The organism is Photobacterium damselae subsp. damselae, from assembly GCF_038086725.1.
Taxonomy (GTDB): domain Bacteria; phylum Pseudomonadota; class Gammaproteobacteria; order Enterobacterales; family Vibrionaceae; genus Photobacterium; species Photobacterium damselae.
This window is the reverse complement of the sequence record NZ_CP146970.1, coordinates 558014-584194: the sequence shown is the minus strand read 5'-3', so window position 1 is coordinate 584194 and position 26181 is coordinate 558014. Positions and strand designations below refer to the sequence as shown.

Genomic DNA, 26181 nt, shown 5'->3' with positions numbered 1-26181 from the left:
AAGCCAAATCGACCTCTCTACACTTGAATTTTACATCTACCCTACTCTTTTTTCTCAGGCTGGACGGAATATAAAATTGCCACAATGTCAGCAAAATCATTATCACGCTCAAGAGAGAGCAAAGGTAATGCATTATGTTTTGCTAGTGGTTCAGGTAGTGGTATGTCTATCGCTAGGATATCATCAACAACTTCTTTAAACTTAGCTGGATGTGCCGTACATAAAAAGAGCCCTGTTTCTCCTGGCTGCAACTGCTCATTTAACACTCGATATGCAATCGCCCCATGAGGTTCACACAGATACCCTAATTGCTGTAATTGATGCAAGGTTTCCGCACTTTGCTGATCAGTAACCGCACCATAACCTAAGGTTTCCAATCCCCAACCTTGCTGCTGGCATAACGCTTCAATCCGTGGCCAGTTATTTGGCTGACTCACATCCATTGCATTAGCAATCGTTGGTATGGTTGCTTTAGGCTGCCAAATCCCAGTTTGCAAATAACGGGGGACCGTATCATTGACGTTAGTGGCAGCAATAAAGCGTTTAACTGGAAGCCCTATAGCTTTAGCTAATAATCCAGCTGTCAGATTACCAAAATTACCACTTGGTACTGAAATCACCAGCTCTTGGCGCTCAGTTAGAGGCAATTGTGCGACCGCTTCAAAGTAATAACAGACCTGAGCCAATAATCGGCTAATATTAATGGAATTAGCAGAGTTAAGCCCGATATCGGCTCGCAGAGTTGGATCATCAAATGCTTGTTTCACTAAGGCTTGGCAATCATCAAAAGTGCCATCTACCGCCACCGTTGTAATGTTTTTACCTAGCGTACAAAATAGCTTTTCTTGTAATGGACTGATTTTGCCTTTCGGATACAAAATCACTACTTGGATGTTGTCCATACCATAAAATGCATGAGCAACAGCCGCACCAGTATCCCCAGAAGTGGCAGTTAAAATAGTAATCTTGCCATCATCCCCCGTCACAGCAGCCAAAGACTGCGCCATAAAACGACCGCCAAAATCTTTAAACGCTAAGGTTGGACCATGAAAGAGCTCTAGGGCATAGGTATTGTCACTGACCTTAGTAATTGGAGCTGAGAATTGAAAAGCGGCATCAACCAATTGACTTACCTGCTGCGAAGATAATTCATCTCCAATAAAGGCAGATAAAATCTTACTACTGCGAGTGACAAAATCGAGTTCAAGTAATGCGTCAATATCATCAAAAATCGGCAATGTATCTGGAAAGAAAAGCCCCTGCTGTCGACCAAGACCATTTTGTACTGCATACGAGAAAGAAACCTGTTGCTGGGGTTCTTTTAAATTCACTAATTTCATTTATAAATCACTTCCTGTCATTTTTGAGCCTTGCTTATCAAGCCGACAAACATGGACAAATCCTTGTTCATTTTGCACATAATGTTCTTGTAACCACTTAGCAACTCGTTGAGCAACCTCAATATCGTCACAAATGCTAAACAGTGTGGGACCAGACCCAGATATACCACAAGCAAGCGCTCCGGCACTCAAAGCGTATTCCCGTGCTTGACTAAACCCAGGGAGCAAACGCTCTCGATAAGGTTCTGCAACCACATCTTTGATCATACTGGCTGCTAATTTCGCTTGTTCCGAATAACAACCATGGATAAAACCAGCTAAGTGTCTACCATGAGCAATCACATCTTGGCGCCGATATTGTGCTGGTAAAATAGCTCGCGCTTCTGCCGTTGAAACCGTAATACCAGGATAGGCCATAACCCAATACCAGTGTTCAAAACAGGGAATGCTCTGACTTATAATATCTTGGTTCTCTACCATAAATTGCAGACCGCCAAGATAACAGGGAGCCACATTATCATAGTGCAGACTGCCTGATATCTCCCCTTCCATCTCCCCCATTAACGCCAACAACGCTTCTTGATCGAGCGGGTTACCATGGAACTGATTTAACGCATCCAATGCAGCCACAATAGAGCAAGCACTGGATCCCAACCCTGAACCAATTGGCATATTTTTCTCAAGTGTCACAGTTACGGGAAGTAAAACTAGATTTCGTTTATCCAGTTCACGAGCAAACACTTGCCAACAGCGATAAACAATATTATCCGTTGCTTGCTGCGGTAATTTATCAACAAAGCGCCCAACACAATGCAATGCAAATGGCTGTTCCCCCTCAGTTACAGCCACTCTATCACCCAATAGAGTGCCATCAATGGGAGAAACAGCAGCCCCAAGTACATCGAACCCAACACTCACATTACCGATAGATGCAGGAGCATAAACCACGACACTCATGTTACACTCCTAACTTCCAGCCTAATGTACGCATCAAATCAGCAAAAACCCCAGCCGCTGTAACTTCAGTACCTGCACCATAACCACGTAATACCAGCGGAATTGGCTGATAATAACGACTATAGAACGCCAGAGCATTTTCACCATCTTTAATCTTGAACATAGGATCATTTGGGTCGACTGCTGCGATTCTTACTTTGCAGTGACCATTATCAATTTCCCCTACATAACGCAGAACTTTATCTTCTTTTGCCGCTTCTAAAGAGAGCTGTTTAAAGTAATCATCGGCTTGCGGCAACCGAGCCATGAACTCATCAACAGAGCCTGAATCATCAAATCCTGGCGGCAGCGCTTGCTCAACAACCACATCAGTGAGCTCTAAATCTAAGCCAGCTTCACGGGCAAGAATCAATAATTTACGAGCAACATCCATCCCAGAAAGATCATCTCTAGGATCTGGCTCTGTAAAACCATTGTTTCGAGCAACGGTTGTCGCTTCACTAAAGCTCATGCCTTCATCAAGCTTACCGAAGATATAAGAGAGAGAACCCGATAAAATGCCATTAAAACGCTCTAGTTCATCACCAGCTGCAATCAGATTTTGTAGGTTTTCAATAACAGGAAGACCAGCTCCAACTGTTGTTTCATACATAAATTTACGACGAGTTGCTCGCGCAGCCTGACGCAATTGATGGTAATAAGCCATGCTTGCGGTATTGGCTTTTTTATTTGGCGTAATTACGTGGAAACCGGCAGCTAAGAAATCAACATACTGATCGGCAATACCCTGATCAGAAGTACAATCGATAATAACTGGGTTGATAATATGATTTCTTTTCACCAGCTGCGTCATACGACTTAAGCTCAATGGCTCAGCAACCGCGCCTAATTGATCTCGCCAATCCTGTAAATCCACACCACGACTGTTGAGCAATAAGCCTTTGCTATTGGCTAAACCACAGACTCGAATCACGATTCCACTGTCGGCCAATTTGGTTTGTTGGCGCGCGATTTGATCAACCAGCTCACCACCAACACCACCAACACCAATAACAAAAACATCCAAATAGTGCTGACTATTAAATAAATTCTCATGACACGCTTTCACCGATTCAGAGACTTTATCTTGCGGCACAACGGCAGAGATCGCTCGTTCTGAAGAGCCTTGAGCAATGGCAACAATATTGACTTCCACTTCAGCTAGCGCAGTAAAAAAGCGAGATGCCACACCACGAGAAGTTCGCATACCGTCTCCAACTAGCGTAACAATGGCAAGATCATCAATAAACTCGACAGGCTCTAGTAGCCCTTCTTTAAGTTCTAATTCAAACCCACTACGAAGTGCTTGTTGTGCTGCCCGTTTATCCTCGGTTTCAATGCAAAAGCTGATGCTATATTCCGATGAAGATTGGGTGATCAGTACAATAGAAATACCCGCAGCCGACATGGTGCCAAAAACACGGGCCGCCATTCCTACCATACCTTTCATTCCAGGTCCGGAAACATTGACCATAGTAAGATCTTTTAACGTCGTGATACCTTTAACCGCTAAATTATCTTCACCATTATCTTGACCGATCAAAGTACCGGGAGCTTGAGGACGGAAACTGTTTTTAATCAGACAAGGGATATGAAATTGAGCAATTGGAGCAATGGTTTTTGGATGCAGAACTGATGCGCCAAAATAAGAGAGTTCCATTGCCTCTTGATAACTTAAAGAGTTCAATAAGCGAGCATCAGGAACTAAACGAGGATCACAGCTATAAACCCCATCGACATCCGTCCAAATTTCACAGCAATCGGCACGTAAGCAGGCAGCCAAAACCGCAGCGGAATAATCCGAACCATTACGACCAAGCGTAACTAACTCACCTTTACTGTTACCGGCTGTAAATCCTGGCATGATATGTACAACACCGGCGGCTAGAGGCTGTTTGGTAAAACTTTGAGTTGACGCTTCAATATCAACACTGGCCTCTAAATAATCATCACTGGCTTTAAGATATTCAACAGGATCGATAAGTGCTGCTGGCTGACCTTTTGTTTCTAACACCGCCTGCATAGTTACAATGGAGAGCCGCTCTCCCTTGCTGATCACTTTGGCATACACATTATCCGGACAAAGACCCAGTAATTGCATACCGTGAACATATTGCTTTAGCTGAGTTAAAGAACTGGCCAATTTGGCACGAAGCAAAGCAATATCAAGTTCTGGTACCAACTCTTTTAAGCCAATAAACAATTGTTCAAACGTAGCAATTAACTGTTCGATCTGCTCAGATGCATCCCCTGACTCAACCGTATTATCAATAATTTCGACCAGTTTATTGGTGACCTTCCCAGGAGCCGATAACACTACCGCGACATCCTCTTGCTGAGCATTACTGGCAATAATATCCGCAGCACGTAAAAACCGCTCTGCATCAGCTAACGATGATCCACCAAACTTCAATACTCGCATCAACTTACTCCCTGTCTGTAATCTATTTCTTAACAACTCATGGTGAGATGTCTTAAGTGAAGTCCATTTACAAAAAAGCCCGCGCCTCGGTTAAGAGTTGCGGGCTTGATGTTAAATTCTGCGTAAATCAGCCCGCACCGACACCCATTGTGTTAGTGGTAATCATGATTGTGATTGTGCTGAATACGTTAAACATGTTAGTTTTTCTTAACCAAATTGATTTATTCTTTTTACGTTTACCGAATTAATTCGCTTGAGTCAACATTGTTTTGACTTTGATGCAAAAATAATCGAGTAATCTCGTAGTTGGTATGTTGAGTAAATAAAACTCTAACTACACTAAAAATGGACAAGAATCAGGAGAGCGTCATGGCAGCTAAAATGGATTTACTCGCCGCACAAACCATATTGCAAGGTTTTGATGCCATGTACGGTCGCTTTCTCGATGTGACTGCTGGCGCTCAAGCTCGATTTGAGCAGCAACTGTGGCCTGATGTTCATCACGCATTAAAAGCTCGAATCCATTTTTACGATCATCATGTTGGGCTGGTTACCCATCAGATACAAGCTATGGTTGGCGAGCGTTATAATAATCAAAATTTTATTACTCAAGTCAAAGCGGCTTACGAAGACTTACTGATCGATTACCCAAGATACGATATTGCAGAAAGTTTTTTTAACTCGGTCTATTGTCGTATTTTTCAACATAAACATATCGCTCCCGATAAACTGTTCGTCGATAGCTCCCAACAGCAACGCATTCCTATTTATCCAACTAATTTAACTCGGATTTATCATTATCAAGACTCGTTAGAACAGTTATTACAACGTTTATTAAATGACACCCCCTTTACCTTATCATGGCGAGATCAAACCAACGATATCACGCTTTTAATCGAGCATTTACAACAAGAGTTTGGTGAGAGATTAGCCTTGTTAAGTCACATAGAATTAATTCGTGAACCGTTTTACCGCAACAAAGCCGCCTATCTGGTTGGTCAGCTGCAATTTTCAGACCATATGACCTCTCCTATTGTTTTGCCAATCCTCAATCATCACGGCCAATCGCTCTATATTGATGCCTGTATTTGTGATGTTAATGATGTCAGTATTATTTTCGGTTTTGCTCGTTCCTATTTTATGGTTTACGCCCCAGCCCCAGCTGCTTTAGTCCGGTTCTTAGCGCAGTTAATGCCCAATAAAACCCTAGCAGAGCTCTACACCGCCATTGGCTGCCAAAAACACGCGAAAACTGAACTCTATCGCGATTTCATTCATCATTTAGCCCAATCTAATGATCAATTTATTCTTGCGCCTGGGGTAAAAGGCATGGTGATGTCAGTCTTTACTCTGCCATCTTATGATTTTGTTTTTAAAATTATTAAAGACACCTTTGCCCCACAAAAAGATATTCGTCATAACACAGTAAAAGAGAAATATTTACTGGTTAAAGAGCATGATCGAGTGGGGAGAATGGCAGATACCCAAGAATATCGAAATTTCAGCTTTCCTAAACATCGATTCAGTGATGAATTATTAGAAGAGTTACAAGAGGTCGCCCCAAGTATTGTCCATATTTGCGATGATGAAATTCTTATTGATCACCTATATATGGAAAGGCGTATGGTGCCACTTAATCTTTATATTGAAACGGCAACAGAGGTCGATATCTACCACGCGATTAATGAATATGGAACGGCGATTAAGCAGCTTGCCGCAGCCAATATTTTCCCTGGCGATATGCTATTTAAAAACTTTGGTGTTACACGTCATAAGCGCGTTGTGTTCTATGATTATGATGAAATCAGTTATATGACCGACGTTAATTTCCGTCGTATTCCACCGCCTCGATACCCAGAAGATGAATTAGCGGCTGAGCCTTGGTATAGCGTTGGACCTAATGATGTTTTTCCCGAAGAATTTCCAACTTTTCTGGTTCCTAACCCGCAAGTAAGAAAACTGTTTGAGCTTTTGCATGGCGATCTCTTTGAAGCCAGTTTTTGGCAGCAACTTCAACAAAATATTAAACAAGGAAAACTTGAAGATGTGTATCCATATCAGAATCACCATAAGCTTTTACCGAAGTTAACTTAATCACAAAAAGCACAATTTAGTCATTATTCTCATAGTTAGAATTGCCGTTTCTCTCAAAATTATTCTAGTATGAAAAAAGACTGAAATATGAAACAAGGATGGTACTGACAATGCGCTATGGAATATTGCTCCTTTCGCTCTTATTATTTGCGCCATCCTTGAATGCTGCTGAATTTGATGAATTTATTGATTACGATACAGGAGTGCATCAATCAACTCATGGTTGGTATTTATCCTCCCAATCTGGCGGGGCTAAACAGTTCGATGTGTGGCAAATAGAAAGCGGTTATCAATACCATCTAGGAGCAAATATCCAACTCTATCTGAGCTCTCGACTCACATCATCATCCAAACAACAGCAGGCATCCCACGGCCTACTCTCTGGAATTAAATATCATCTATCCCCGCGAATCAGTATTAATAGTGCATTAACATCGACCTCGACAGAGCAACAGACTCAATTAGGCATGGAACTATCGAGCCAATATCAACTTACAGAGCAGCTTAACTTAAATGCAACGGTTGATTATCAAGATATTGAACAGGTAGTGGCACTGGGATTAGGCTTTCGCTTTTGAGTGCGAATCATTACTCAACAATATTAGGTAAAGGGTGAGGCGTAACAATGATTCCATTTTGATCCGCATATAAGTGATCACCTGGAAAGATACGACAATCGGCAAAAGAGAGCATCACATTTTCTTCACCACTTTGACGCTTTAACGTTTTTAGGGGACAAACACCAAGAGCTTTTACCCCTAGGTTTAAACCAGATAAAGTCACCACATCACGAACCGCACCATAAACAACAATGCCTTGCCACTCATTTTGCACCGCTAATCGTGCCAGTTGATCACCAAGTAGGGCTCGATTAACAGAACCGTGTCCATCAATCACTAAAACCTTCCCTTTACCCGGCCGCGATAAAATATCTCGAACTAAACTGTTATCCTCAAAGCAACGTAACGTTACGATCTGTCCAGAAAATACCGATTTTCCACCATAATCTTGCCAAGTCACAGGAAGCCACAAAATTTTATCTTCATACGCATCACATAAATCAGGTAAGAGATCGTTGTCCATAATTACTTCTCCCATTCTGTTATCAAATTTCGATTACGCTCTATGACTAGCTTGCTGTAACTGCAACAATTTCATCTCTTTTTACGGAAAATTTTTGCCGTAATATCTTTCTAATTATGGCCAAATGTTGAAAATATGCACATTTCTCGTAGTTATCTATGTTCTTATTTATCAAAAAAGCATTTCTTGCTAAAAAAATGTAAAATCATCGCGAGACAATATTGCAATAAATGATTTGATCGCAGCTCCAATTCCATACTTTTTTACACCAAGAAGCTTTACGGATTGGATTTTGCAGCATATTTTGTAGCGAATGTTAAAGGCTATGGAGAGAGATGAATATTCTTCATCCTGTTTGATATAAATCAAGAAATGCCTAAAAACCAGCCTCGAATTAAAACAGTTATATTGTTATCGAGCTGTTAAGTGAATACAATCGACGCCATCTAAGGGAAATTGTAGCCAGTAGCCCCATTTTTCTCGGGCATTCTAGGATTCTATCTTGTAACTCTAGAAACGGATGGCGTACCAAAACAGGCGAATAATTGCACATCAAGCAAGTTTTCTTTTTAAATACTTTGCCTGTATGTAAATTTTTTTCATAGAATTTAACTATTCTGTGTATTAACACCAGATTCAGTTTTTAAACTTAGGTACAGCCACATGCAAACCCCTCATATTCTAATTGTAGAAGACGAGCACGTAACACGTAATACACTAAAGAGTATCTTCGAAGCAGAAGGATACACTGTATTTGAAGCGAACGACGGCAATGAAATGCACCAGATGCTTTCAGAGCACCCTGTTCATTTAGTGATTATGGATATCAACCTACCAGGTAAAAATGGCCTACTACTTGCTCGTGAACTGCGTGAGCAAGGTGACATGGCACTGATGTTCCTAACAGGCCGTGATAACGAAGTTGATAAGATTCTAGGCCTAGAAATTGGCGCAGATGACTATATCACTAAACCATTTAACCCTCGTGAACTGACTATTCGTGCGCGTAACCTATTAAGCCGTGCAATGAATCAAGGTATGCCGGTTGAAGACAAAAAGCTTGTTGAGCGTTACAGCTTTAACGGCTGGTCTTTAGAAATCAACAGCCGTTCACTTGTTAGCCCAAGCGGTGATCAATTTAAACTGCCTCGTTCAGAGTTCCGTGCTCTACTGCACTTCTGTGAAAACCCAGGCAAGATCCAAACGCGTGCAGATCTTCTGAAGAAGATGACAGGTCGTGAGCTTAAACCACACGATCGTACTGTTGACGTAACCATTCGTCGTATTCGTAAGCACTTTGAATCTATTTCTGATACGCCAGAAATCATTGCCACGATTCACGGTGAAGGTTACCGTTTCTGCGGCGACTTAGAACAAGATTAATCTTTGATTATTCTTGATGCTACAAAGTAAAAAGGCTTCCGGATGGAAGCCTTTTTTGTCGCGGAATTATCAAATAAATTATTGTTTTTCGTACTGAGCTAACCAAGCTTTTAATACTTTTAAATCATCTTGGTAACCATATTTAATCTCATCAACCCAGTCATTTATATTTTCCCACCAAGTTGGCAATTCAGGAGATTGCGCCATCTGGGCAACTTGTTGAATGTGTTTTAAACCAATAGAGCCTGCCGCCCCTTTGATCTTATGGGCCTCAAATTTTATGCCGTCTTGATCTTTTGCCATCATATTCGAATCCAATATTTCCAAATATCCCGGCATCATCTCTTCAAACATCGCAATACTGTCTAATACTGGTTTTGGCCCTACAATCTCAACATAAGAGCTCAGCATCTCTAAATCCAGTAATTGTTCATACATCTGATCCTGAGAATTAGCACTAAATGGTAACGCTTCTTCTTGTTCATCATCTAACGAACAGGTTAAGACCAAACGTTGAATCACCTCAGTAATGGCTTTAACACTCAGTGGCTTACTTAAAGCTTCATCCATTCCTTGCTCTAAATACTCACTCTTATCTTTGATGACATTCGCAGTTAACGCAACTAAAGCTGGCAGGTGCTGATACCGCTCACGCAGTGTTTGAGCAATTTCAAACCCCGTCATATCAGGTAGCTGAATATCCAATAATACTAAGTCGTACTCTTCAGGATCAAACATCTCAAGAGCTTCATCACCACGCATAGCAACGGTTACATGGTGGCCTAAACTTTCAAGTAGCGATTTTGCCACCGTCACATTAAGCTCTATATCTTCTACCATGAAAATATTCAAACCCAATTGTGGCACAGAGGGTAGCTCTTCATCTTCTTCAGCAGAAACCGTATTACAAGCTAAGATTGGAACAGTAATATTAACGGTAAAAGTACTGCCTTCTCCCTCTTCAGAGCTCACTGTAATATCACCATTCATCAATTGCACTAACTGACGCGAAACGGCCAAACCAATACCCGTTCCAACCGCATGTAAATTATCATCTCCCTGTTGAACCTGATAATACATCGCAAAAATATTATCCAGCTCCCCGGCAGGAATACCAATACCACTGTCTTCCACTTCAAATTGGATATGAGCTTGATCGGCTTCAACCTCACAGCTGACCGATAAGATAACGCCTCCCTGTTTAGTGAATTTGGTGGCATTACCCATTAAATTCCACAGTACTTGACGTAAACGCGTGCCATCTACCTCAATCATTTTCGGCAGTTGCGTCAATTGCTCTAAGTCGAACCGCAACCCTTTTTGCTCGGCCATTAATGCTGAGATATTACCAATTTCAGTAATAAACTCAGGCAAATCTAGAGGCTTGGGTAATAATTCTAATCGGCGGCGATCAGACTTATCCAGATCAATAATATCGTTAAAAATGTTCCCTAACGTTATCGCACTGATATGAATAGTGCGGAGGTAATTACGCTGATCTTCAGTTAACTCGCTTTCAAGCAACATTCGACTTAAGCCAACAATACCATTTAATGGGGTTCGCAATTCATGGCTTATAGTAGAAATAAATGAGGTCTTATCTCGACTGGCTTTCTCTTGGGCCTCTTCATAACGTTTACGTTCGGTGATATCACGACCAAAGCCCATCAGACCTAAACGACGACCACTGCGACTATAAAAAGGAACCTTACGCAGTTCAAATACCGCCTTTCGTCCATCTGGATACTCCAACCATTGCTCGTAAGTTAGAGAGACATCTTCATCAAATACTCGCTGATCAGTTTTGGCTATTTTGGTCGCCAACTCAGGATTATAGACATCCCAAGGAGTAAGACCAACCAGCTCTTTTTCACTTTTACCGACCAATTCAGACATTGCCCGATTACAGCCAGAAAACTGATTTTTCTCATTTCGGTAATAAATCAAATCAGGTGAAGCATCCAAAAACGAGCGCAGCAACGCACTCTGTTCTGCCAGTTCTAATTGTGCCTTTTCACGATGGTAAACTTCATTTTCTAAGTCTTCCATCGCCAATTCACGAGCTTCTTCCGCTTTTTGGCGTTCATCGATTTCTTGATTAAGTTTGGTAATGTTCTCTTGCAGTTGTTTATTTAACTGCATATCTCGCGAACGCATCTCTTCCAGTTTAGTGACGAGCTTAGATAACCTCTGGCGCGAATCTTCTAGTTGCTCAACGACCACAGAAAGAAAATAGACTGCCCAAGGGGTGATTAATAAACCAAAGGCAACCGAGCGGGCAATATCAACATCTCGCACCTCGCCATGTAGGACTAAAGTCACACCCACTTGTACTAAAATAGCCAGCGCAACCAAACCTAACGCTAACAATAAACTGAATCTTACTATCCCTAATTTAACCAGCAAGTCGACATAAAACTGGGCTAATACTTTGATTTGCTTCATCAATGAATACCATTACTTAACAGTCAGAGAGAACTTTTTCCAATAACACCATAATATACTGAAACCTTAGGAAATGATTGTTTCAGTTAAAAAAGTCAAAAAAAAGCTCAGGAATCAACCTGAGCTTTTCAATACGGTACTTACTGGAAATGTCGATAACAATTACGCCCTGCGGCCTTTGCTTGATATAGTGCTTTATCGGCCTGCTCTAAGAAGTGTTGGAATCCCTCATTAGGTTGAGGAATAACCGTTGTAATACCGATACTTAAGGTTAACGTAGTTGGAATGTCACAAAAAGGCGCTTCTTTGGCACGTAGTGCTAATGCCTTTTGCAATTTCTTCGCCACATATTCGCCGCCCTTGCTATCGGTAGTCGGTAATAAAATCGCAAACTCTTCCCCACCATAACGAGCCACTTCGTCCGTTTCACGCTGAATAACCGAGCTTAAGACAGTAGCCACTTCTCTTAACACAGTATCTCCGATTTGATGTCCATAGCTGTCATTAAATGCTTTGAAATAATCAATATCACAGAAAATTAACGTTAAGGGTTGTTGCAAACGAATATGACTGTGCCACATACGATGCAAGCTATCATCAAAGCTACGGCGGTTTGCGATACGTGTTAGGCCATCAATAAAGCTTAATGCCTGAAGTTCCATGATCGCATCGGCCAACTGTTGCTCCGCTTTTTTTCGTTCAGTGACATCACGGGCAATAATCAACATGCCACGAGCACCATCGGTAGGATCAATAAAAGGAGACTTCTGCACTTCATACCAGACTAATGTGCCATCATTTTTTAATACGCAATCTTCGGTTTTTGTCGAGCGGCCTAACTCCATCACTTCGCGATCACTTTGGCGGAACATCTCCCATTTATCGGAGGAAATAACCTCTTCAGCACTTTTACCCAACAAGGTTTCTTTGGTGTAACCGAGCGACTGGGCAAATAACTCATTACAACCGATATAAACCCAATACTGATTAACTAAACCAATCGGATCGGTACTGGAGTTAATAATGGTATCTAATAAATTATTTTGTTGGGCTAAGGTTTGTTCCGTCTCTTCCCGGCGCTCAATTTCAGTTCGTAAACTCTCTTGCATTTCATGCCACTCAGTTACGTCATGACTAATATTAAGCGTCCCCATCACATCTCCTTTAGCATTAATCAGAGAAGTTTGGTTAGTTTCAAGTAAACGACTGGAACCTTCAGGGTTTGTAGTCCACCAATGGATCGAATTGGTTCCCAGACTATGCTCATGATCTTGCTGATAGTCTAAGACCCCCTCTTCAATTCTTCCTTGCCAGAAGCGATCAAAGGCCTTATTTGAGCCCATAATTCGACCTTGAGGGTCTTGGAAATAGACCAACTCAGAAAGAGAGTTCAACACACTTTGAAACATCAATTGCTCTTGGGCTAACTGATTTTCGGAACTATTATTTTGTGGTGTTTTGGAAATAAAAAGCATCCAGGTTGGATACCAATGATAACGAATTCGTTTACCCGTAATATCAAGCGATAATGACTTATTACCAGGCATTGGCACACTTTCAGACCATTGTTGAAATGAGTTTTGCCCGTGAAAAGTTTGTAGAAAATCACATACGGTCGCAGAAGATATATATTCAGGATAGAGATAAGAGTCGCCAATTTTTCGAATGCTTAGTAATTCCCGGCACGCTTTATTGCAATAGAGTAATTGGCCATCTTTTAGTCGTACTAAAGCGACAGGGAATGGCATTTTGGCCAATATTTGATGGGTTTTTTCAAGAGAGAGAGAGTCAATACTATAGATCAATAGCAGGACAAATACCCCACCGAAAACAATACAGAAAACAACAATTAAAGTCGCAAACTCAGCCATGGTTTCATCGGTTAAAAGAAAGCTCATAGTGGCAAGAACGAGACTGACCAGTGCTGTTAAAAGAAGTAAATATCGCCCCAAAACTACGCCTACTGTGATTATTTAAACCAAAAAATTCAAATTAGCCAATTCCTAAACCATCGTGAAAAAGCACAATTGCGCTACCAACTTCCTTAATTTAGAGGCCATTATACAATAACGGCCTCTATACCAAAGGAGATTTAAACAATCTCACTTAATATTTTATAAAATGCGCAAACACCTATACATTACTATGGCTTTTGGTAGACAAAAGGAGCGCCAACCCCACTACCTTGAGCACCAAACTGTTCTAAGTTTCGCCAAATCTCAGTCATCACTAACCAACGAGTTTCACACCAAGAAGGCGCTAATAGAGTCGGTTTTCGAGCACTAGCCGATACACGGTGATAAACCACATCCGGTGGCGTTAAACGGATCATTTCCGAGGCGATATCGCTGTATTGCTCAAGACTAACTTCTTCAATTCGGCCTACTTTCCAAGCTTGCCCAAGCTTACTGCCTTCGACCAAATGGAGCGGATGCAATTTAATCCCATCCACGCCCACTTCTACCACGCGCTTAATCGTTTCTAAATTATCTTGCTTTGTATCACCCGGTAAACCCACGATTAAATGAGTACAGACTTTAATTCCTAATGCACGGGCACGACGCGTGATCTCGGCATAACAGGCAAAGTCATGACCCCGGTTGATACGTTTTAAGGTTTTATCATTGGCCGTTTGTAGCCCCAATTCTAACCAAATTTCATAGCCTTGCTCGCGATACCCCGCAAGTAAATCGAGAACAGCATCAGGTACGCAATCAGGACGAGTTCCAACACATAAACCGACAATATCAGCTGCTTGCAGGGCTTCTTCATACATTTTTTTCAATGTTTGTACTTCAGCGTAAGTGCTGGTGTATGCCTGAAAATACGCTAAATATTTCTTGGCCCTATTTACCTCACCGGCACGTTGAGTCAACTGCTCATGAATCGGTAAAAATTGCGCTTTTTCATCTGCAAAAGAAGCTACATTACAAAATGTACAACCACCACGTCCAATTGTGCCATCACGGTTTGGGCAACTAAAACCGCCATGTAGAGTCAGCTTATGAACCTTTTCGCCATAGCGACGCTGTAAATCCTGACCAAAAGTATTAACTCGCTCGTGCAATTGCATGGTGTTACCTGATAAATAGCAAAAATAAGAACAGAGCTAGAGCTCTAATGAACCGCACAAATTAGCACACTTTAACCGTGGTTCTTTGTGTGAAAACAAGAAAACGCCGAATTTACCTGATAATTTCGGTTAAAAAATAACATGATTCGACTTAGTAATTAAAAAACAACAACATAAATAACTTTAACATTTTAAAAACTCGCAGTTATTGAGAATTCTTTTTTCCCATATCAATAAAAACAAGAAGATAGTAAAAAGAGAGAGGGTCGCTCTGGCATTATTCGTTGAAAAGCAACCCAAAGTGCTGGCATTCCCAACAAATCATGTTAATTTCTATTGGTAATTAATGTATCAAAACTGTAGGATAGTTACACTTGCGCGCAAAATATAAGCAACATTTTTGACATAAATTGGGCGTTTAATAGTGATATCTATCACTTAACTCGGGTGTAAGCAGTGTTTTTGCGTATTTCATCGCACACACCCAACATATCGTTTGCTATAGAACTTTATTTTCTCCCACAGCAAACACGCTTATGTAACCACGGGACATGATGTCCACATCGTCTTACATAAGACCACAATAAGATTAGGGAAAATCAAGCCATAGGATAAGGCTTGCGATAACTGGAAGGATGTATCTATGACGGATCAAGAGCGTAGTACTCAGGGCATGTACGTGCCTGAAATGGAACATGATGCTTGTGGTATCGGCTTCGTCGCCCATCTGAAAAACCGAAAATCTCATCAAATAGTCACTCAAGCTCTTGATATGCTTGCTCGAATGGAGCATCGCGGTGGTCAAGGGTGCGATCCCTGCAGTGGTGATGGTGCGGGTATTTTACTGCAAAAACCTCATGAATTTTTATTAGAAGAGTCGGTAAAGCAAGGGATTAAACTGCCCTCTTTTGACCAATATGGTGTGGGTGTTGTTCTATTTCCTAAAGATGAACACAAACGCCAACAATGCCGAGATATCTTAGAGCGTAATGCCAAACGACTCGACCTTGAAATTATCGGTTACCGAGTGCTTCCTGTTGATAATTCCATGATTGGAGAGGATCCATTAAGTACTGAGCCTCAGTTTGAACATGTCTTTATTACTGGCGGTGCCAACCTAAAATCTGAAGTATTAGAACGTAAACTGTATGTGCTGCGTAACTATACCGTTCGAGTCTGCCTTGAGAGTGTTTCGAATATTGGAGACGATTTTTACATCAACTCCATGTCTTATAAAACGCTTGTATACAAAGGCCAGTTAACTACAGAGCAGGTACCACAATACTTTTTAGATTTGCAAAATCCAGCTATGGTGACGGCTCTCGCTCTGGTTCATTCGCGCTTTTCTACTAACACATTTCCAAAATGGCGTTTAGCTCAGCCGTTCCGTTATATTGCCCACAATGGTGAAATTAATACGGTTCGCGGTAACCTAAACTGGATGAAAGCCCGTGAAGCTATTTTAGAATCTGAGCTATTTAGCCCACAAGAAATAAGTATGCTACTGCCTATTTGCCAAGAAGGCAGTTCAGATTCCTCTAATTTTGATATGGCGCTAGAACTATTAGTGTTATCAGGGCGTACTTTGCCACATGCTCTTATGATGCTGATCCCTGAAGCTTGGCAAGAAAACAAAGAGATGGATCCTAAGCGCCGCGCGTTCTATCAATATCATGCCAACGTTATGGAGCCGTGGGACGGTCCGGCATCAGTGTGCTTTACCGATGGGGTACAAGTGGGGGCAACACTGGATCGAAATGGTCTTCGTCCGTCACGTTATACAGTAACAAAAGATGACTTCTTAATTATGGCGTCAGAATCTGGTGTTGTTGAAATTGAACCTGAAAATATTCAATTTAGAGGACGCCTCCAACCCGGTCGTATCTTTGTTGCCGATCTAGAACAAGGTCGTATTATTTCTGATGAAGAAGTTAAAGATAGCATAGCTCAAGCTCAACCTTATCAAGAATGGGTGAAGAACAATCTTCTTAGTCTAAAGAAACTGCCTGATGCCGATAACATGCATCACCAGCCAACCCCAGAACGTCTGCTGCATCATCAGCAAGCCTTTGGTGTGAGCAGCGAAGAAGTCGATGAAATTATTGTACCTCTTGCCAGCACAGGTTATGAGCCTTTAGGTTCGATGGGAGCAGATTGGCCAGTAGCCGTTCTATCTCATCAATCACAGCATCTTGCCAACTATTTTAAGCAGCTCTTTGCTCAGGTGACTAACCCACCAATCGATCCGATTCGTGAGCGTATGGTGATGTCGCTTAATACCTATATTGGTAAAGATCAAAACTTACTGATTGAAACCCCTCAGCACTGTCGCAAGGTTGAGCTTGAAAGTCCGGTACTCTCAAATGCTGAGCTAGAAAAATTGCGCGCAATTGATAACGAGCACCTCCAAGCCAAAACATTAGATATTGTATTTCGCGCTAGCGGCGAACCCGGCAAACTTGAGCGCGCACTAAAACGTATTTGCCAATATTCAGAAGATGCAGTGATTGACGGTTATTCGATCATCATCTTAACGGACCGTGCGGTCAACTCAAACCATGCGGCAATTCCGGCCATGCTAGCAGTAGGTGCTGTACATCACCACTTGATCCGTAAAGGTCTTCGAGCAAAATGTGACATTGTTGTCGAAACTGGTGATGCCCGTGAAACCCACCATTTTGCAACGCTTGTCGGTTATGGTGCTAGTGCCATCAACCCTTATTTGGTGACTGAAACCATTGTTGATCTGCAACGCAAAGGTAAGCTAGATCGTGAAAAAACCACAGAAGAGTTATTTAATAACTACCGTAAAGGCGTGAATGGCGGCCTATTAAAAATCTTCTCTAAAATGGGGATTTCCACTCTTCAGTCATACCACGGTGCTCAAATTTTTGAAGCATTAGGGATCAGCAAAGCTGTGGTTGATAAATACTTTACTGGTACGGTTTCTCGTATCGAAGGTCTAACCCTAGATGACATTGCACGAGAAGTGGTAGTACGCCATCGTGTCGGCTACCCTACCCGTGAAATTCCAATCCAAATGCTTGATGTCGGTGGGGTGTATCAGTGGAAACAGCGTGGTGAAAAACATCTGTTTAACCCAGAAACTATTTCATTACTGCAGCAATCCACCCGCAACAAGGACTATCAACAATTTAAGCAATACGCCAATGCGGTTGATGCCCAAGGGGATAACGCAGTTACACTTCGAAGCCAGCTCGATTTTATTAAAAATCCGGCAGGTGCTATTGCGATTGAAAACGTTGAGCCAATCGAAAGTATCCTAAAACGCTTTGCAACAGGTGCTATGAGTTTCGGTTCAATCTCATATGAGGCCCACTCAACCCTTGCCGTGGCAATGAACCGAATTGGAGCAAAATCAAACTCCGGTGAAGGTGGTGAAGACCCAATCCGTTTTGAGCCAAATGAAAATGGCGATTGGGAACGCTCTGCTATCAAACAGGTAGCGTCAGGTCGTTTTGGTGTAACTTCTTACTACCTCACCAATGCCGATGAACTACAGATTAAAATGGCGCAAGGAGCGAAACCTGGTGAAGGCGGTCAGCTGCCTGGGGATAAAGTTGATGATTGGATTGGAGCGACTCGCCATTCAACACCAGGGGTTGGCCTTATTTCACCACCGCCACACCATGACATTTACTCAATCGAAGATTTGGCACAGCTCATTTATGACCTCAAAAACGCCAACCGTCGTAGCCGGGTAAACGTAAAATTGGTCTCGGAAGCGGGTGTCGGAACCATTGCCTCTGGTGTGGCTAAAGCCAAAGCCGATGTCGTGCTGATTGCTGGATTTGACGGTGGCACAGGCGCCTCTCCTATCTCATCCATTCGTCATACTGGTTTGCCATGGGAACTGGGCCTTGCCGAAACCCACCAAACACTACTGAAAAACGGTCTCCGTAATCGTATTGTTGTACAGGCCGATGGGCAGATGAAAACACCTCGTGATTTGGCCATTGCAACTCTACTTGGCGCAGAAGAATGGGGCGTAGCGACTGCAGCGCTTGTGGTTGAAGGCTGTATCATGATGCGTAAGTGTCATAAGAATACATGTCCGGTTGGTATCGCAACGCAAAATAAAACCTTACGTGAGCGCTTTGATGGTCGTGTAGAAGATGTGGTGACCTTCTTCCAATATATGGCACAAGGTCTACGTGAAATTATGGCAGAGCTCGGCTTTAGCACTATTGATGAGATGGTAGGTCAAGTTAATAAGCTGAAAGTTCGCCACAATATCGACCATTGGAAGTATCAAAATCTAGATTTAAGCCCAATTCTATTTAATGAAGCAGCACGTGCTGATGACGGTATCTACAACCAAAAGCAGCAGCAACATAACTTAGAACATGTTCTAGATAGACAGTTAATTGAACTGGCAGCTCCTGCGCTGTATGAAGGCAAAGCAGTCGAAGCTGAATTAGCGATTATCAATACCGATCGCAGTACTGGCACCATGCTGTCAAATGAGATCTCTAAAATCTATAAAGATCAGGGACTACCACAGCCACTAAACGTTAAATTTAATGGTTCAGCAGGCCAAAGCTTTGGAGCATTCCTGGCCAAAGGAGTTAAGTTTACCGTTGAAGGTGATGCCAATGATTACTGGGGTAAAGGTTTATCAGGGGGAACATTAGTTCTCTATCCAAACCAGCAGTCATCCATTATTGCTGAAGATAATATTGTCGTTGGTAACGTCTGTTTCTACGGCGCAACTTCAGGAGAATCTTATATTCGTGGTATGGCCGGTGAGCGTTTCTGTGTTCGTAACTCAGGTGCAAAAGTAGTGGTTGAAGGTATTGGCGATCACGGCTGTGAGTATATGACAGGAGGCATCGCTCTTATTTTAGGTCAAACAGGTCGTAACTTTGCCGCAGGTATGAGCGGTGGTGTTGCGTATGTTTGGGATCAGTACGGTGATTTTGATAGTAAGCTCAACGCAGAACTTGTCGATCTCGATCCACTTGATGATGAAGATAAAGCTCTATTACTGGATATGTTAACAAAACATGTCGCATACACAGGAAGTTCAGTTGCCGAGCTCTTCTTATCAAACTTCGATCACAATCTACAGCAGATCGTTAAAGTGATGCCGCGAGATTACAAGGCCGTATTAGAGAAACGTAAAGCAGAAGCTGAAAACAAGGAAGAGTTGGAGGCCATTGATGGGTAAGCCTACAGGATTTTTAGAGTTTGGCCGCGAGTTGCCAAAGAAAGTCGATCCAAGTGTTCGTATTCAAGATAACAAGGAGTTTGTACTTGATAACGAATTTGGTGACAAAATTAATCAACAAGCCTCACGTTGTATGGATTGTGGCGTACCGTTTTGCCACAACGCCTGTCCAATCGGCAACATCATTCCAGAATTTAATGATGCGGTTTATCGCGATAGCTGGGAAGAGGCGTGGCACATATTAAGTTCAACCAATAATTTCCCTGAATTTACAGGTCGTGTCTGTCCAGCACCTTGTGAAAGTGGGTGTGTACTTGGGATCAACCAAGATCCTATTACTATCTGTAATATTGAGAAAAATATTGTTGAACGTGCTTATAAAGAGGGTTATGCCAAACCGAAAACACCCCGAGCAAGAACGGGAAAAACGGTGGCAATTATCGGCTCTGGCCCCGCTGGACTGGCAGCGGCAGAGCAGCTCAATAGCGCAGGTCACACAGTAACGGTATTTGAGCGTGATGAAAAAGTAGGAGGACTGCTTCGCTTTGGTATTCCCGACTTTAAATTGGGTATGAACATCATAGATCGTAAGATTGATCTTATGGCCAAAGCTGGCATTGAGTTTGTCGTCAACGCCCATGTTGGTGTCGATATCAACGCGCTACAACTGCGCCAAGACTTTGATGTTGTGCTACTTACCGGCGGCTCAACTGTACCTCGCAATCTCCCAATTCCTGGTCGAGAGCTGACAGGGGTCCACTTTGCAATGGAGTTCTTAGCGCAAAATAATCGCCGAGCCAATAACATGGATCTAAAGGCGACCGAGATCCATGCAAAAGATAAACATGTGGTGGTAATTGGTGGCGGAGATACAGGCTCCGATTGTGTGGGTACCTCTAATCGTCATGGTGCAAGCAGCATCACTCAACTTGAAATCCTACCTGTACCACCAGAAACACGACCAAGTAACCAACCTTGGCCGTCTTATCCAATGATCATGAAAACTTCAACCTCACATGAAGAAGGATGCGATCGGTTCTGGAATATCCTAACAAAAGCATTTATCGGTGATGATAACGGCAATGTTAAAGCCTTACGTATTGCTGATATCACTTGGGATGAAGCTAAAGAGGGAGAACGTCCAAGCTTTACTGAAGTTCCAGGATCTGAGCGTATTATCCCATGCGATCTCGCCTTTCTAGCAATGGGCTTTCTCCATCCAGAACCAACTGGAGTACTGGCACAGCTAGATATCACCTTAGATGATCGTGGTAATGTTGCTACCACAGGCTATGCCACAAACCAAGCTGGGATCTTTGCTGCAGGTGATATGCGTACAGGGCAATCGCTGGTTGTTCGTTGTATCAATGAAGGTCGAGAGTGCGCGCGAGCCATTGATAATTATCTTATGGGCAACAGTCAACTAGAGGCAAAAGCAGACTCGTTGATGCTCTCTTAACTCATCGTTTTATACATTCCTTCCTTAAACTTAAGCCAGCACTCTAACGTGCTGGCTTTTTCCGTTTTATCTCAGTGAGATCTGACAACTTAATTGCCCGAACTAGCATAAAACTCTGTGTGACTGCGCTAAATTTTGTTAGCAATATTTGATCTTTTTGTAAAAGCTGATTAACGTGAATTATTGCAGGAAGCAAAATGACTCAGTCAACAGGGAGTGTTTTATGTTGTATGACTCTTCGTTAGAAAAAGATAATTGTGGTTTTGGTCTTATCGCTCATACTCAAGGCGAGCCAAGTCACAAGTTAGTTCGCACCGCCATTACCGCCCTTGATCGTATGACTCACAGAGGCGGCATTGCAGCCGATGGCAAAACCGGTGATGGTTGTGGTCTATTGATGAAAAAGCCCGATAGCTTCTACCGTCATATCGCCGAAGAGTTACAATGGCATCTGGCCCGAGAGTATGCCGTGGGTATGATCTTTTTTAACCAAGATCCACCCCGAGCCAATCAAGCTAAACAGATCATTGAAGCCGAACTTAAAAAAGAGACCTTATCTATTGTTGGCTGGCGTAAGGTCCCGATTGATCCCACCGTTCTCGGCCCAATCGCTCAAGACTCACTCCCGACAATTGAACAAATCTTTGTAAATGCACCAGCGGGCTGGAAACCACGAGATGTGGATCGCCGATTGTATATAGCCAAACGTCGTATCGAACAGCAGTTAGTCGATGATTCCGAGTTTTATATCTGCAGTTTATCGACTCAAGTTGTGGTGTATAAAGGGCTATGTATGCCCGCTGATCTGCCACGATTTTACCGAGATCTGGGAGATATTCGCTTAGAGTCGGCAATTTGCTTGTTTCATCAGCGTTTTTCAACCAATACCCAACCTCGCTGGCCACTGGCTCAACCATTTCGTTATTTAGCTCATAATGGTGAAATCAATACCATTGCGGGCAACCGTCAATGGGCCCGAGCGCGCGGATACAAATTTGCCTCCCCTTTACTGCCCGATCTACAAAGTGCCGCCCCTTTTGTCAATGAAACCGGTTCAGATTCGTCCAGTCTCGATAACATGTTAGAGCTATTTTTAGCCGGCGGTATGGATCTGTTTCGTGCAATGCGCATGTTAGTTCCACCAGCGTGGCAAAACCATCCCGATATGGATCCCAAACTGCGCGCCTTTTACGATTTTAACTCCAAGCATATGGAACCTTGGGATGGGCCAGCAGGGATTGTAATGTCTGATGGTCGCTATGCTGCTTGTAACTTAGATCGTAACGGTTTACGTCCTGCTCGCTATGTGATCACCAAAGATAATCTGATCACTTTAGCCTCTGAAGTGGGAATTTGGGATTACGCCGCCGATGAAGTAAAACAAAAAGGCCGGGTTGGACCTGGTGAGTTATTAGTGATTGATACCAAGTTTGGTCAAATTTGGCATTCGGCAGATATTGACAATGAGCTGATGAATCGCCACCCCTACCAACACTGGATGGAACAACACGTTCAACACCTTATCCCCTTTGAACAACTGGATGATGAGCAAGTAGGCAGTCGCGCACTCAATAACGAACAACTTAAGACTTATCAGAAGCTATTTAATATCAGCCGTGAAGAGCTGGAACAAGTATTACGAGTTATGGGAGAAAATGGGCAAGAAGCAACTGGCTCTATGGGTGATGATACTCCCATGGCTGTTCTCTCTTCTCAACAACGACCGATCACCGATTACTTCAGACAAATGTTTGCTCAAGTGACCAATCCGCCCATTGATCCACTGCGAGAAAACCATGTTATGTCTCTGGCCACCAGCATCGGGCGGGAGATGAATGTCTTTTGTGAAACCGATGGCCATGCAGCCCGAGTCAGTTTTCAATCCCCGGTACTGCTCTTTTCTGACTTTGAACAACTCAAACAGCTCGCTCCAAGTCATTATGGTCATAGTCAAATAGAACTTAATTTTGATCCAACCAAACAGAGTCTAGAACAAGCGATCATCCATTGCTGCGATCAAGCACAAAACGCAATACAGCAAGGTAGCGTGCTGTTGATTTTATCGGACCGTAATATTCAACCGCACTGCTATCCAATTCCTGCTGCAATGGCTGTAGGCGCTATTCAACAGCGTTTAGTGGATACTCATTTACGTTGCGATGCCAATATCATTGTTGAAACAGCAACCGCGCGCGATCCCCACCAGTTTGCAGTACTGCTTGGCTTTGGTGCCACGGCTGTCTATCCCTATTTAGCCTACGAGTCACTGGCAGCTTTAATCGATAACAACACCATTACCAAATCCTATCGCCAAGTGATGCTTAATTATCGTAACAGCATCAACAAGGGGCTATTTAAAATTATGTCAAAGATGGGGATATCTACCATCTCATCTTATCGTTGCGCTCATCTTTTTGAGGCAGTGGGATTACACCAAAACATTATAAAACTCTGCTTTAACGGTGTGGTCAGTCGAATTCAAGGCGCTCAGTTTAGTGACTTTGAACAAGACTTGTATAACTTAAATCGTCGCGCATGGCTAAAACGTCAACCGCTCAATCATGGTGGCTTATTAAAATACGTTTTTGATGGTGAATTTCATGCCTATAACCCAGATGTGGTGACCTTACTGCAACAGGCGGTGAAGTCTGGTCAATATTGCGACTATCAAGCTTACAGTCAGGCTGTTAATCAGCGCCCCATTGCTACCCTTCGAGATTTATTCACCTTAACCGAAAACACAACCCCGATAGATTTAGCTCAAGTAGAGCCGTTGGATGCACTCTATCCCCGCTTTGATTCTGCTGCAATGTCTATTGGTGCGCTCAGTCCAGAAGCCCATCAAGCTCTTGCCATTGCCATGAACCGCTTAGGAGGTTTTTCTAACTCAGGTGAAGGCGGCGAAGACCCAAGTCGTTTTCACTCAGAGCGCAACTCACGTATTAAACAAGTCGCTTCTGGTCGCTTTGGGGTTACTCCACACTATTTGGTCAATGCCGATGTGATTCAAATTAAAGTCGCACAAGGGGCAAAACCCGGAGAAGGCGGCCAACTTCCAGGCCATAAAGTCACGACAGAAATTGCCAAATTGCGCCATGCTGTACCTGGTGTCACCTTAATCTCACCACCACCTCATCACGATATCTATTCAATTGAGGATTTGGCCCAACTGATTTTTGACTTAAAACAGGTCAATCCCGCGGCTCTGGTTTCGGTCAAATTGGTCTCCGAACCTGGAGTTGGCACTATCGCCACAGGAGTTGCCAAAGCTTATGCTGATTTGATCACCATTTCAGGCTATGACGGCGGTACAGGAGCAAGCCCTCTAACTTCAGTGAAATATGCAGGTAGCCCTTGGGAGTTAGGTCTGGTTGAAACTCAACAGGCCTTGGTAAGTAATGGCTTACGCCACAAAGTACGAGTGCAAGTTGATGGCGGTCTTAAAACCGGACTCGATGTGATTAAGGCTGCGATTTTAGGGGCCGAAAGCTTTGGTTTTGGCACTGCGCCAATGGTGGCACTGGGGTGTAAATATTTGCGTATTTGTCACCTCAATAACTGCGCAACAGGTGTCGCAACCCAAGATGAACACTTACGACAAAAGTACTTTAAAGGTCTGCCAGAACAAGTGATGAATTACTTTATTGGTTTAGGTCATGAAGTGCGTGAGTTACTAGCTCAACTGGGGGTAACTAAGCTGACCGACCTTATTGGGCGAACCGATCTGCTCACATGTTTACCAGGGACTACCCATAAACAAAGTCAGCTCGATCTCTCCGCTTTGCTTATCAGTGCACCTATTCAAGATGGCAAAACACCCTATTGTAGTGAAGAGAACCAGCCATTTGATCAAGGCAAATTAAACCAGCACATTGTTGAACAGACCATTTGTGCAGTAGAACAAAAACAGAGCTTACAACTGCACTTTGCTATTCAAAATACAGATCGCGCAGTGGGGGCTCGTCTCTCTGGCGAAATCGCTAAACGTTATGGTAATGGCGGCGTGGCAACATCCCCTATTACTCTGAATTTTACTGGAAGTGCAGGACAATCTTTCGGAGTTTGGAATGCCGGAGGCTTAACACTCAATTTGATCGGAGATGCTAACGACTATGTGGGTAAAGGTATGGCAGGAGGACGCATTGTTATTGCCCCACCACAAGGGTCGGCTTTTGCCTCCCACCAAGCAACCATAATCGGCAATACCTGTCTTTATGGTGCAACAGGAGGAGAGCTATTTGCAGCCGGATGTGCAGGTGAACGCTTTGCCGTCAGAAATTCAGGTGCCATTGCAGTAATAGAAGGCGCTGGAGATAACGCTTGCGAGTATATGACTGGCGGCATTATTGCAATTTTAGGCTCAACCGGGGTTAACTTTGGTGCCGGTATGACCGGTGGTTTTGCATATATTCTTGATGAAAAAGGCGACTTTGGTGGTCGAGTGAATTCTGAACTGATTGAGATTATAGAGCTCAGTCAGTTGCCGATTCATCAAGAGCACCTTCGTGGTCTGATCGACAAACATTACCAACAAACGGGATCTGAGCGAGCTCAGCAGATTTTAAGCCAGTTTGACAATTGGATAGAGCGTTTTTATTTAGCCAAACCCAAATCGGCTGATGTTTCCACTTTGCTGGGGCATCAGAGTCGTTCTTCCGCTGAACTGCGCATTCAAGCTCAATAGAAGGAGTCGTT

The 26181-nt window shown here is 43.0% G+C and carries 13 protein-coding genes; 6 read left to right on the top strand and 7 right to left on the bottom strand.

The genetic code is table 11. The features are described from left to right. Positions 1-41: 41 nt before the first annotated feature. Genes thrC through thrA form a run of 3 tightly spaced genes read right to left on the bottom strand, consistent with a single transcriptional unit; the run spans position 42 to position 4758 of the window. Positions 42-1340, bottom strand: a complete 1299-nt coding sequence (gene thrC / locus WAX86_RS02655) for a threonine synthase (RefSeq protein ID WP_341489063.1) — start codon at positions 1338-1340, stop codon at positions 42-44. Beyond that, the gene (gene thrB, locus WAX86_RS02650; protein ID WP_341489062.1) at positions 1341-2297 is read right to left on the bottom strand and encodes a homoserine kinase; all 957 of its coding nucleotides are present in this window, start codon (positions 2295-2297) and stop codon (positions 1341-1343) included. 1 nt (position 2298) lies between these two features. Next, complete coding sequence (gene thrA, locus WAX86_RS02645; RefSeq protein WP_341489061.1) at positions 2299-4758, bottom strand: bifunctional aspartate kinase/homoserine dehydrogenase I; 2460 nt, start codon at positions 4756-4758, stop codon at positions 2299-2301. Between the two features lie 369 nt (positions 4759-5127). Between thrA and aceK the strand changes: the two genes are divergently transcribed. Together aceK and WAX86_RS02635 are read left to right on the top strand one after the other, a co-directional pair. After that, on the top strand, positions 5128-6852 hold the full coding sequence (aceK, locus tag WAX86_RS02640) for a bifunctional isocitrate dehydrogenase kinase/phosphatase (RefSeq protein ID WP_341489060.1): 1725 nt from the start codon (positions 5128-5130) through the stop codon (positions 6850-6852). A gap of 110 nt (positions 6853-6962) precedes the next feature. Then, the gene (locus WAX86_RS02635; RefSeq protein ID WP_341489059.1) at positions 6963-7430 is read left to right on the top strand and encodes a hypothetical protein; all 468 of its coding nucleotides are present in this window, start codon (positions 6963-6965) and stop codon (positions 7428-7430) included. A 10-nt stretch (positions 7431-7440) separates the two neighbouring features. On the opposite strand, the gene WAX86_RS02630 is transcribed toward WAX86_RS02635, so the two are convergent. Next, positions 7441-7935 carry a putative 4-hydroxy-4-methyl-2-oxoglutarate aldolase gene (locus tag WAX86_RS02630; RefSeq protein WP_341489058.1) on the bottom strand — a complete coding sequence of 165 codons (495 nt, stop codon included), beginning with the start codon at positions 7933-7935 and terminating at the stop codon, positions 7441-7443. A gap of 663 nt (positions 7936-8598) precedes the next feature. On the opposite strand from WAX86_RS02630, the gene arcA reads away from it, so the two are divergent. Next, positions 8599-9318, top strand: coding sequence for a two-component system response regulator ArcA (arcA, locus tag WAX86_RS02625; protein ID WP_005301270.1), 720 nt, complete (start codon positions 8599-8601; stop codon positions 9316-9318). A gap of 78 nt (positions 9319-9396) precedes the next feature. Here the strand turns inward: arcA and arcB are convergent, their stop codons facing one another. The 3 genes from arcB to WAX86_RS02610 all read right to left on the bottom strand — a co-directional run bounded on the left by arcB (position 9397) and on the right by WAX86_RS02610 (position 14836). Then, on the bottom strand, positions 9397-11763 hold the full coding sequence (gene arcB / locus WAX86_RS02620) for an aerobic respiration two-component sensor histidine kinase ArcB (RefSeq protein WP_005301271.1): 2367 nt from the start codon (positions 11761-11763) through the stop codon (positions 9397-9399). A 140-nt stretch (positions 11764-11903) separates the two neighbouring features. Beyond that, on the bottom strand, positions 11904-13715 hold the full coding sequence (locus tag WAX86_RS02615; RefSeq protein ID WP_341489057.1) for a diguanylate cyclase domain-containing protein: 1812 nt from the start codon (positions 13713-13715) through the stop codon (positions 11904-11906). A 191-nt stretch (positions 13716-13906) separates the two neighbouring features. Then, a complete protein-coding gene (locus WAX86_RS02610) occupies positions 13907-14836 on the bottom strand; it encodes a TIGR01212 family radical SAM protein (RefSeq protein WP_341489056.1) in 930 nt (309 codons plus the stop codon). A gap of 643 nt (positions 14837-15479) precedes the next feature. On the opposite strand from WAX86_RS02610, the gene gltB (WAX86_RS02605) reads away from it, so the two are divergent. From gltB (WAX86_RS02605) to gltB (WAX86_RS02595), 3 genes are all read left to right on the top strand, one after another. Further along, positions 15480-20027: a glutamate synthase large subunit gene (gltB, locus tag WAX86_RS02605; protein WP_237029508.1), complete on the top strand. Its 4548-nt coding sequence runs from the start codon at positions 15480-15482 to the stop codon at positions 20025-20027. Continuing rightward, positions 20020-21486, top strand: a complete 1467-nt coding sequence (locus WAX86_RS02600) for a glutamate synthase subunit beta (protein ID WP_341489055.1) — start codon at positions 20020-20022, stop codon at positions 21484-21486. The genes gltB (WAX86_RS02605) and WAX86_RS02600 overlap by 8 nt, the downstream gene beginning before the upstream one ends. A 223-nt stretch (positions 21487-21709) precedes the next feature. Further along, the gene (gene gltB, locus WAX86_RS02595; protein WP_341489054.1) at positions 21710-26170 is read left to right on the top strand and encodes a glutamate synthase large subunit; all 4461 of its coding nucleotides are present in this window, start codon (positions 21710-21712) and stop codon (positions 26168-26170) included. The last annotated feature ends 11 nt before the right edge of the window (positions 26171-26181 follow it).